Origin of the sequence: Streptomyces sp. NPDC006261, assembly GCF_040613515.1 — a bacterium.
Classification (GTDB): domain Bacteria; phylum Actinomycetota; class Actinomycetes; order Streptomycetales; family Streptomycetaceae; genus Streptomyces.
In genome coordinates, this window is the sequence record NZ_JBEXSI010000003.1 from 197,376 (window position 1) to 205,506 (window position 8,131).

General features: G+C 72.9%; 9 protein-coding genes. 4 read left to right on the top strand and 5 right to left on the bottom strand.

Annotated elements, in window-relative coordinates; all coding sequences use genetic code 11:
- Positions 1 to 20: 20 nt before the first annotated feature.
- On the bottom strand, positions 21 to 395 hold the full coding sequence (locus tag ABZ154_RS03080; RefSeq protein ID WP_356828485.1) for a GntR family transcriptional regulator: 375 nt from the start codon (positions 393 to 395) through the stop codon (positions 21 to 23).
- A 113-nt stretch (positions 396 to 508) separates the two neighbouring features.
- Between ABZ154_RS03080 and ABZ154_RS03085 the strand changes: the two genes are divergently transcribed.
- Complete coding sequence (locus ABZ154_RS03085; protein WP_356828487.1) at positions 509 to 1,429, top strand: GNAT family N-acetyltransferase; 921 nt, start codon at positions 509 to 511, stop codon at positions 1,427 to 1,429.
- Positions 1,410 to 1,922 carry a DUF402 domain-containing protein gene (locus tag ABZ154_RS03090; protein WP_356828489.1) on the top strand — a complete coding sequence of 171 codons (513 nt, stop codon included), beginning with the start codon at positions 1,410 to 1,412 and terminating at the stop codon, positions 1,920 to 1,922. The genes ABZ154_RS03085 and ABZ154_RS03090 overlap by 20 nt, the downstream gene beginning before the upstream one ends.
- A 27-nt stretch (positions 1,923 to 1,949) precedes the next feature.
- Here ABZ154_RS03090 and ABZ154_RS03095 read toward each other — a convergent pair whose 3' ends face one another.
- Genes ABZ154_RS03095 through ABZ154_RS03110 form a run of 4 tightly spaced genes read right to left on the bottom strand, consistent with a single transcriptional unit; the run spans position 1,950 to position 6,509 of the window.
- Positions 1,950 to 3,443: a trifunctional class I SAM-dependent methyltransferase/NUDIX hydrolase/VOC family protein gene (locus ABZ154_RS03095; RefSeq protein ID WP_356828491.1), complete on the bottom strand. Its 1,494-nt coding sequence runs from the start codon at positions 3,441 to 3,443 to the stop codon at positions 1,950 to 1,952.
- Between the two features lie 13 nt (positions 3,444 to 3,456).
- Positions 3,457 to 4,986: a tripartite tricarboxylate transporter permease gene (locus ABZ154_RS03100; RefSeq protein ID WP_356828493.1), complete on the bottom strand. Its 1,530-nt coding sequence runs from the start codon at positions 4,984 to 4,986 to the stop codon at positions 3,457 to 3,459.
- Between the two features lie 3 nt (positions 4,987 to 4,989).
- Positions 4,990 to 5,529: a tripartite tricarboxylate transporter TctB family protein gene (locus ABZ154_RS03105; protein WP_356828495.1), complete on the bottom strand. Its 540-nt coding sequence runs from the start codon at positions 5,527 to 5,529 to the stop codon at positions 4,990 to 4,992.
- Positions 5,526 to 6,509 carry a tripartite tricarboxylate transporter substrate binding protein gene (locus ABZ154_RS03110; RefSeq protein ID WP_356828497.1) on the bottom strand — a complete coding sequence of 328 codons (984 nt, stop codon included), beginning with the start codon at positions 6,507 to 6,509 and terminating at the stop codon, positions 5,526 to 5,528. The genes ABZ154_RS03105 and ABZ154_RS03110 overlap by 4 nt, the downstream gene beginning before the upstream one ends.
- 148 nt (positions 6,510 to 6,657) lie before the next feature.
- On the opposite strand from ABZ154_RS03110, the gene ABZ154_RS03115 reads away from it, so the two are divergent.
- Positions 6,658 to 7,311: a response regulator gene (locus ABZ154_RS03115; protein ID WP_356828510.1), complete on the top strand. Its 654-nt coding sequence runs from the start codon at positions 6,658 to 6,660 to the stop codon at positions 7,309 to 7,311.
- Between the two features lie 640 nt (positions 7,312 to 7,951).
- Positions 7,952 to 8,131, top strand: a 180-nt coding sequence (locus tag ABZ154_RS03120) for a leucine zipper domain-containing protein (protein ID WP_356828512.1), incomplete at its 3' end; no start/stop codon positions are given.

Consider the following 8,131-nt stretch of genomic DNA (forward strand, 5'->3'; position numbering starts at 1 on the left):
GGGGGTGGGCGCGGGTCGGGTCAGCGCGTGTACGCGGCCCGCACCGCGTCCTGGGCGAGCGACAGCGCCCGGTCCCGGGGCAGCCCGAGCCGCTGGGCGGCCTCCGCGTAACTCTGCGCGGCGGCGGCGGCCTTCTGCTCGGCCGCTCCCCCCGCCGCCGCGACGAAGGTCCCGTTGCGCCCCCGGGTCTCGATCACGCCGTCGGCCTCCAGCGCGCGGTAGGCCTTGGCCACGGTGTTGGCGGCGAGGCCCAGCTCCTCGGCGAAGCCGCGTACGGTCGGGAGCCGGTGGCCGACCGGGAGCACGCCGGAACGGGCCCGTTCGGAGAGCTGGGTGCGCAGTTGCTCGTACGGGGCGATGCCGGAGTCCGGGTCCAGGACGATCTTCTCAGTCAAGGGCTTCTCAGTCGCGGGCTTCTCAGTCACCGGCCGATTGTCCCCCACGGGCGCCCCCCGCGGCGGGAAAAAGGGGAGGCGGTCGCGGCGGGGCCGCGCGTAACCTCCGCCGCATGACAGTGATTGTGCGCGATTTCCGGCCGTCCGACGCGGAGGCGTGGACCCGCGTCCGGCGGGCGGCGGTCCCCTACCTGGTGTCCACTCCCGAGCAGGTGACCCACGATCTGGCCCACGCCCATCCGGACCGGCACCACCGGCTGCTGGTGGCCGAGCGGGACGGCGAGATCATCGGCACCGCGCAGGCCGGCATCGCCCACGACAGCACGGAACCGGGGCAGGGGTCCTGTACCCCGCACGTGCTCCCCGGCCACACCGGCCACGGGGCGGGCTCGCTGCTGCTGAGCACGGCGGAGGAACATCTGGCGCAGGCGGGGGCCACGGTCGTGCACGCCTGGGTGCTGGACACGCCGGAGAGCCTGGAGTTCGCCCGCGGCCGGGGCTACCGGCCGGGCCGCTCCGCCCACTTCCAGCACCTGGACCTGGCGGGCGGCGCCCTGCCGCCGCGCCAGGAGGTCCCGGCGGGTGTCGAGCTGAGGTCGGGCGCCGACTTCGCCGGTGATCCCCGGCCACTCTTCGAGGCGGACGCCGAGGTGACGCTGGACGAGCCGAGCGACATCCCCACCGCGCTGGACGACTACGAGGACTGGCTGACGAGCACCTGGCGCCACCCGACCTTCGACGCGGCCCTGACCACGGTGGTCCTGGTGGACGGTCGGGTGGCGGCGTTCAGCGCGGCCGGCACCGACGGGACCCGGACGTACTCCAGCAACATGACCGGCACCCTGCGGGCCTTCCGGGGACGGGGTCTGGCCAAGCTGGCGAAGAACGACTCGCTGCACCGGGCGCGGGCGGCCGGGTACACGGACGCCTACACCGCCAACGACACGGGCAACGGTCCGATGCTGGCCATCAACAAGTGGTTCGGCTACACCGTCCGCGCTACGGAGGTCCGCCATGCCCGCACCCTCGGCTGAGTCCCGCGCGCCCCGCTCGAAGGGGCTGGTCGTCGCCCTGACCAAGGCGGGCCGCACCAAGATCAGGTATCCGGCGGAGCTGGTCCGCGACGACGGCAGCCGGGTCACCGTCCGGGCGCCGTGGGCCGCGCCCGGGGTGCGGGACTTCGGCTTCGTCCGGTTCGAGCCGGGCGATGTCTTCACCGAGCACTACTGGCGGGACCGGTGGTTCGCGGTGAAGGAGGTCCGCACCGCCGACGGCGAGCTCAAGGGCTGGTACTGCGACATCACGCGGCCCGCGGTCCTGGCCGACGGGGTGCTGGCGGTCGAGGATCTGGACCTGGACCTGTGGGTGGCGGCGGACGGCTCCTGCGTACTCCGGCTGGACGAGGATGAGTTCGAGGCGAGCGGCCTGGCCGTACGCGACCCCGAGGCGGCCGGGACGGCGGCCGGAGCCCTGGACGAGCTGGAGCGGCTGGCCCGGACGGAGGGGCTGACGGGCCTGCTGGCCTGACCGACCCCTCACCCCACCGACCACGTTTCAGGGGCGGGGCGTGGACATCACGACCAGCTCCACCTCGTACCCCGCCTCGTCCTCCAGATAGGCGGCGCAGTGGCCCTCACCGCCGGCGTACGGGTGACGCTCGGGGTGGAGCAGGCGCCAGCCGTACGCGGGGGCCTCGGCCGTCAGGGAGTCCAGCGTGGCCCGGTCCGCGACGTGGAACGCCAGGTGGTTGAGGCCGGGGCGGCGGCGGTCGTGGTGGTCGGCGGAGAGGTCGGGGGACTGCTCGACGACCACGTAACTCCCGCCGCGCCGCCAGCTGCGGCCGTTCGCCCAGCGCTGGTACGGGAGATGGCCGAGCCGGGTCAGCAGCCAGCCCCAGCGGCGCTTTGCACCCGCGAGGTCGGGCACCCACAGCTCGATGTGGTGCACCCGGCCGGTCCGCTCGTCGGCGGGCGGCAGCGCAACGGCCCGGCGCGGGCCGCCCGGCCGGTGGGCGATCGGATCGCCGTCCTCGTGCCAGTGGATCAGGAAGTGCTCGCCCGCCCGGTAACCGTCCAGGGCCGCACGGCAGTAAGCGACCATGTCGTCCGGCAGCGCGTCCAGCGGGAACCAGCCCAGCTCGGAGCACTTCTCCGGCTCCGCGTTGTGCGGCGGGCGCTCCGCGTCGTACTCCGCGACGAAGAACCAGCCCATCCGCGCCCCGCCGCCGGGCCCGCGGTGCTGCATCACGAGGGCGACCCGCAGCTCGTCGGGGTCCAGCGCGACACCGATCTCCTCGGCGGCCTCCCGGATCACCGCCTCGCGGACGTCCTCACCGTCCTCCGCGTGGCCGGAGGGCATGTGCAGCAGGCCGTCCGCGTATCCCGTGCCGGCGCGGCGGGCGAGCAGGACGTCCGGGCCGCGGCGCAGGATCAGGTGGACATCGACGACCTCGGTGTGCCGGTGGGGCGGCTCGGCGCGGGCCACCAGGGCGTACCGCTCGTCGTCGACCTCCTTGCCCCACAGCCGCGGGTCCGCTGCCAGGTCCTCGTGGTGGACGCGCTCGGTGTGCGGGGCGAGCAGGGCGGTGATCCGGGCGGCGGAGAGGCCGACACCGCCCCAGACCCCCTCGATCAGCACCAGCCGCCCGCCCGGCTTCAGCAGCCCGAACCAATGCTCCAGGGCGGCCGCCGGGTCGGGCAGCAGCCAGACGACGTGCCGGGCCAGGATCACGTCGAACGCCCGCTCCCCCACCGGGGGCCGGCCCGCGTCCCCGACGAGGACCTCGGCGCCGGTCCCGGCGAGCTTGGCGCGGGCCAGCTCGGCCATCCGGGGCGACCGGTCGACGGCGGTGACCCTGTGCCCCTGGCCGGCGGCGAGCAGCGAGAGGCTCCCCGTGCCGCATCCCAGGTCCAGCACGTCCCCGCGGGTGGCGGGCAGCCAGCTCTCCAGCCGCCCGGCCCACGCGTCGCGCACGGCGGGGTCGAGGAGCCCGTGGTCGGGCTCCTCGTCGAAGGATCCGGCCGCCGCGTCCCAGTCGATCGTCGTCATGCCGTCGATACTCTCAGCCACCGCTGACAGAACCGGCTTTCGTGGCCTCCTTCCGGTCGTTCCGCCGCACGACGACCAGCCGGTACAGCAGCGGCCAGGCCACGATCAGCGCCACGATCGCGTAAACGGTGATGGAGAACGGGGTGTTGACCAGCCCGGTCACGCTGCCGTCGCTGATCTGGAGCGCGCGCCGCAACTGCTGTTCGGCGGCCGGGCCGAGGATCACGCCGATGACGGCGGGCAGGACCGGCAGTCCGTAGCGCCGCATCCCGAACCCGATCAGACCGATGACCAGGAGGATCACCAGGTCCAGCGACTCCCCGCCGACCGCGTACGCGCCGACGGCGGCGAAGAAGAGGATGCCCGCGTACAGATAGGGGCGTGGGATCCGCAGGAGCTTCGCCCAGAGGGGGGCGAGCGGCAGGTTGAGGGTGAGCAGCAGCACCATGCCGACGAAGAGCGAGGCGATGAGGCCCCAGACCAGCTCGGGCTCCCGCTCGAACAGCAGGGGCCCCGGCTGGATCCCGTACTGCTGGAAGGCGGCGAGCATCACGGCGGCGACCGCGGTGGTGGGCAGGCCGAGGGTGAGCATCGAGACGAGGGTTCCGGCGGCGGAGGCGGAGGCCGCCGACTCCGGTCCCGCGACGCCTTCGATGGCCCCCTTGCCGAACTGGGCGCGGTGCTTGGAGAGCCGCTTCTCGGTGACGTAACTGAGGAAGGTGGGGATCTCCGCGCCGCCCGCCGGTATCGCCCCGAACGGAAAGCCGATGAGCGGGCCGCGCAGCCAGGGCCTCCAGGTGCGGCGGAGGTCGGCCCGGCCCAGCCAGGGGCGGCCGACGGGGATCGGCTCGCCGGTGGAGCGGCGCAGGTGGGCGGCGACCCAGAGGGCTTCGCCGATCGCGAAGAGGCCGACCGCGACGATCACCACGTCGACCCCGTCGGCGAGTTGGAGCGAGCCGAAGGTGAGGCGCTGCTGCCCGGTCATCTGGTCGAGGCCGACCAGCCCGATGGTGAGGCCGATGAGCAGGGAGGCGAGGCCGCGGATGCGGGAGGCGCCGAGGACGGAGGTGACGGCGATGAAGGCCAGCACCATGATCGCGAAGTAGTCGGGCGCTCCGATGCCGATGGCGAGGGAGGCGACGGTCGGGGCGAGGACGACGAGCAGGATCGTGCCGATCATGCCGCCCGCGAAGTGGCCGATCGCGGCGGCGGCCAGCGCCTGGGCACCGCGTCCGGCCTTCGCCATCGGGTTGCCCTCGATCGCTGCGACCACGGCGGCGCTCTCGCCGGGGGTGTTGAGGAGGATCGAGGTGGTGGAGCCGCCGAACATCGCGCCGTAGTAGATCCCGGCGAACATGATGAACGCGCCGGTCGGGTCGAGTCCGTACGTCACCGGGAGCAGCAGCGCCACGGCCATGGCGGGCCCGATGCCGGGCAGCACACCGATCGCCGTGCCGAGCAGGACGCCGAGGGCGGCCCAGAGCAGGTTGGCCGGCGTGAGCGCCGTACCGAACCCGTCGAGGAGGGAGTTGAGGGAGTCCATCGGTCAGATCACTCCCATCAGCGGGCCGCCCGGAAGGGGGACGCCGAGCAGGTGGTCGAAGAGGAAGTAGGTGGCGAGGGAGAGGACGGCGGCGATCAGCGGATCGCGGTCGTGGTGGCGGCTGCCGAGGGCGTAGGCGGAGCCCCAGAAGAGCAGCGCCCCGGCGATCGGGAAGCCGAGGGGGCCGATGAGGACGGCGGTGGCGAGGAAGACGCCGCTGAGGAGGAGGACGGTGCGCCAGTCGGCGGGTTCGCCGAGGTCGACGTCCTCACCGCCCTCGGCCTCGCCGCGCCCGCCGCGCAGGACGTCGACGGCGAGGAGGACGGCGACGAGGAGGAGCGCCGAGCCGACGACGAAGGGGACGGTCCGGGGGCCGATGGGGCCGCGCTGGGCGATGTCGACGCTCATGGTGAGGGCATCGGTGAGGACGAGGACGCCGATGGCCAGCAGGAGGACGCAGACGCCGAGTTCGGAGTGGTCGCGCAGCCAGGAGCGGGGGGTGGTGTCGCTCTTCGGGCCGGGCCCTGTCGGTTCGGTGGTCACAGCCCCAGCTCCTTCAGCACAGTGGCGACGCGCCGGTCCTGTTCGTCGAGGAAGTCCCCGAAGGGCTCACCGGCGAGGAAGGCGTCGTCCCAGCCGTTCTTCCTCATCGACTCCTTCCACTCCTTCGACGCGTGCAGCTTGGTGATCAGTCCGGTGAGCTTGGTGCGTTCGGCATCGGAGAGGCCGGGCGGGGCGACGATGCCGCGCCAGTTGGTGAACTCGGTGTCGAGGCCCGCCTCGCGCAGGGTGGGCGCGTCCATGCCGGGGACCCGCTTCGGGCCGGTGACGGCGAGCAGCCGCAGCTCGCCCGCCTCGATCTGGTCGCGGTACTCGCCGAGACCGGAGACGCCGAAGCCGACCTTGTTGCCGAGGACGGAGGCGAGGAGCTCGCCGCCGCCGTCGAACGGGACGTAGTTGACCGCCTTCGGGGCGATCCCGGCGGCCTGCGCCATGAGCATGGGGGCAAGGTGGTCGGGCCCGCCCGGCGACGATCCGCCACCCACCGGCACGGCGGCCGGATTCTTCTTCCAGACGGCGAGCAGCTCACCGATGGTGCGGTACGGGGAGCTCTTGGCGACGACGACGATGTCCGGCTCCTCGGTGAGCCGGGCGATGGGGGTGGTGTCGGCGAGGGTGCTCGGGGACTTGTTGGTGTGGACGGCACCGACGACGCCGAGGCCCATGGAGAGGGCGAGCTTGCCGTTGCCGTGTTCGCCGACGAGCCGGGTGAGGCCGACCGTGCCGCCGGCTCCGGGCAGGTTGAACACCTCGATGTTGTGGGTGAGCCCGGCGTCCTCGGCGTTCTTGGCCATGGTGCGGGCGGTGATGTCGTAGCCGCCGCCCGGGGTGTTGGGGACCATGAAGCGGAGCCCGGGTATCTGGGTGCCGGTGTCGGAGCCGTCGCCCGTGGCGAGCAGGGGCGGCCCCACGAGCACCAACAGGGCGGCTCCGAGCAGGGTGACGGGGGTGCGCAGTCGCACGAGTTCCACCTTTCACTGTGAAGTGGCCCACATGTTGCCCGCGCGTTAACACCCTGTCTCTCTTCCGGAATCAACGGACGTTGTGGTCGTTGCGGTCGCGGCTTAGCGTGTCGGCGTGACAACGGTGCTGGTGGTGGACGACGACTTCATGGTCGCGAAATTGCACAGCCGCTACGTGTCCGCAATGGACGGTTTCACGGTGGCCGGTGTGGCACACAACGGCGCCGAAGCCCTGCGGGCGGCGGAGCGGCTGCGCCCCGACCTGGTGCTGCTGGACATCTACCTGCCGGACATGGACGGGATCGACGTACTGCGCGCCCTGCGCTCGGCGGAGGAGCGGGACGCCTCACGCCCCAGCGCGGACGCCCTGTTCATCACGGCGGCCAGGGACGCGGGGGTGATCCGAGCCGCGCTACGGGCAGGGGCTCTGCACTACCTCATCAAGCCGTTCAGCCGGTCCGCCCTCCAGGAGCAGCTGCGCCATGTGGCCGCGCTCCGCACCCGCCTGGACGAGCTGGGCGAGGCGCGCCAGGAGGACGTGGACCAGATCTTCGGCACCCGCCCGCCCGGCTCCCGAGAACTCCCCAAGGGCCTGGCCGCCCCCACGGCCGACCTGGTGGAACGCACCCTGCGGGGCAGCCCCGAAGGCCTGTCCGCCACGGAGTGCGCGGAGGCGGGCGCCCTGTCCCGGGTGAGCGCACGCCGCTACCTGGAGCACTTCGTGGGGACGGGCCGGGCGGAGGTGACGCTGCGGTACGGGGGGACGGGGCGGCCGGAGCGGCGGTACCGGTGGACCTCGTGAGGGCGCGGCGGGTTCGGGTCCCAGCGACTGCGGCTAGCGCGCCGGGCGGGCCGCGTCCTCCGGGACGTGACGCAGGTCGGGGGTGGGACGGGTCGAATTGAGGGACGCTGGCAGGAAGGACCGGGCGCAGGGCCTCGAAGACCCCGCGGAGGACGTCGTCCGTGTACTCGGCGGGCATTCTGCTCGCCTGGAGCACCACCCCGCCCGCCCGGAGCGGGCAGACCGCGTGGAAGGCGCCGGTGGCGGCCAGGGCACCGGGCCCGCCGGGCCGCCGGGACAGCCCTTCCGGGCACACGGTCGTCCGTGAGTAGCCGCGCAACAGCATGCGGGCCTCCCGCGCCGAAGCCCGTACGCGTCGGCCCAGCACCCAGTCGAGGTTGGTCTCCTCCGAGGCCGGGGCATCCGCGCCCACCCAAGCAAAGGCGGGGTTCACCGTGTCCAGCGCGGCGACGAGGAACTTCACCATGTCGGAGCAGAAGGCGGGGTCGTCGAGCCCGCCGCGGTCCGCACCGAACAGGAGCTGCGGCCTGGGCGTTGGGCCGGCGGGCCCTGATGGAGGAGCTACGCACGTGGACGAGCGGCCTTCCCAGGCACTAGCTGTATTGATCACGAGCGTTGTTAACGTCGACCGGGCTTGATCATGGCGAAGACCTCCGGTGTGGTGGAGGTGTCGAGTCTTCACCGCACGGAGGTCTTCGTGTCCCACCGTAATGCCCGGCTGACCGTTCACGGCAGGCGAATCCTGGTCGATCGCGTCCTCGGCGGGCGGCCAGTAGCTCATGTGGCAGCCGAAATGGGCATATCGAGGCCTACCGCCCAC

Excerpts from the sequence above, each read along its gene's own strand:
- ABZ154_RS03085 (WP_356828487.1), top strand. The coding sequence starts at position 509 with ATGACAGTGATTGTGCGCGATTTCCGGCCGTCCGACGCGGAGGCGTGG.
- ABZ154_RS03100 (WP_356828493.1), bottom strand. The coding sequence starts at position 4,986 with ATGGACTCCCTCAACTCCCTCCTCGACGGGTTCGGTACGGCGCTCACG.
- ABZ154_RS03095 (WP_356828491.1), bottom strand. The coding sequence starts at position 3,443 with ATGACGACGATCGACTGGGACGCGGCGGCCGGATCCTTCGACGAGGAG.
- ABZ154_RS03115 (WP_356828510.1), top strand. The coding sequence starts at position 6,658 with ATGGTCGCGAAATTGCACAGCCGCTACGTGTCCGCAATGGACGGTTTC.
- ABZ154_RS03090 (WP_356828489.1), top strand. The coding sequence starts at position 1,410 with ATGCCCGCACCCTCGGCTGAGTCCCGCGCGCCCCGCTCGAAGGGGCTG.